This is a genomic window from Methylocucumis oryzae (assembly GCF_000963695.1).
Lineage (GTDB): Bacteria > Pseudomonadota > Gammaproteobacteria > Methylococcales > Methylomonadaceae > Methylovulum > Methylovulum oryzae.
In genome coordinates, this window is the sequence record NZ_LAJX01000336.1 from 1 (window position 1) to 1,280 (window position 1,280).

Sequence of the window (1,280 nt, forward strand, 5' to 3'; positions counted from 1 at the left end):
TTTTTGTCGGCGGTGAATTCTATTTCGTCGCCGCTGTTGAGCATGACTTGGTGTGCTTGATTGAGCGGGTAGTATTCGACGTTTTTGGTGGTGCCGGTGTTGCGCGTGACGCGTACATGCGTGGCTTGCGCTTGGGGTTTGGCGACGCTAATCAAGTCTTGTACGCTGCGTGCGTGATCGGAGAATTCAAAGCGTTTGGCATTACCGGCAAGACCGGTGACTTTGACGGTGTTTTTGTCTAGGCGCGACAAAAAATTACGTCACCGTTGCCAAGTTGTACGATGGGCATTCGGCCTTGTAGGATGAAATCGTAGAGGTTTATCGTGGCACGGGTGTAGTCGTTGCGTTTGATTTGTATGTTGAGAAACGAGCCGCGTTCTAAGTCGATGCCGCCCGCTTGGTCGATGTAGTTGAGCAGGCTGTCCATGCTGGTGCCGCTGTACAGGCCTGGCCGGTTGACGAAGCCTGCGACATAGACGCGTACCGGTTGGGCGGCAGCTAAGCTGGCGTAGCTGTAGACGTTGGCACGAAAGATACGCCGTACCGCACTATCGACCAGGCGTTGTAGGTCTTGGTTGCGTGCGCCTAATACGCGCACGGGACCGACGTGCGGGACGAAGATGTTACCTTGTGGGTCGACTGTTAGGGCTGAGTCGTATTCAAACGCGCCCCAGAAACGTAGTTGGATGTTGTCGCCGACGTTGACGATATAGTCTGGGTTAAACGGTGTTGCGCCACTGCGGGCAAACGAGCCGGTAAATAAATTAGCGCCGAACACGTCGCTGCTCAGGTTAGTCGAGTAGTCAAAGAAAGCCGGTGCTTGCGGTTGTGTGATGGAGACGGGTGCTGCGCTGGTGTTGCTGCCACCGGATAAGCTGCTGGAGAGTGCAGTGGCTGGCGCGGTGGGTAAGTTAGGTACGGCCACGACTGGTGCTGTCGTCGCGGTGGTGGCCGTGCTGGTTGTTACGGTGTTGCTAGCGCTGGGATTGGCCGATAAGCCTATCACTCGGTTGACGCCGTAGGGGTCGTTGGCATCCGTCGCGTAGACGACACACCAAGGCAGCATCAGGAGCAGCGCTAACAGGCGATAGTGGGTTATCAGGCTCATGCGGGTTGTGAATGGGGGTATACGTGGTTCTTGCATGGGTTAATCTCGGTGGTCGCGAATAATCGCGCTGAGCAAGTAGATGATACCGGCACTGATAAGAATGACCAGGGTGCTGACAATGCTGTTGTACAGTCTACGTGGTTCTTGTGCGTATTGCGGCTGGGTTGGTGCT

1 protein-coding gene and 1 pseudogene are annotated in these 1,280 nt (G+C 55.5%); both read right to left on the bottom strand.

The window, feature by feature from the left end; all coding sequences use genetic code 11:
• Positions 1-251, bottom strand: a pseudogene (locus VZ94_RS27445) (polysialic acid transporter); the annotation flags it as partial.
• Entirely contained in the window at positions 239-1,066 is an 828-nt protein-coding gene (locus VZ94_RS21230; RefSeq protein ID WP_052700819.1) for a polysaccharide biosynthesis/export family protein, read from the bottom strand. The gene VZ94_RS21230 and the pseudogene VZ94_RS27445, both read right to left, overlap by 13 nt.
• Positions 1,067-1,280 lie beyond the last annotated feature (214 nt).

Excerpts from the sequence above, each read along its gene's own strand:
- VZ94_RS21230 (WP_052700819.1), bottom strand. The coding sequence starts at position 1,066 with ATGCTGCCTTGGTGTGTCGTCTACGCGACGGATGCCAACGACCCCTAC.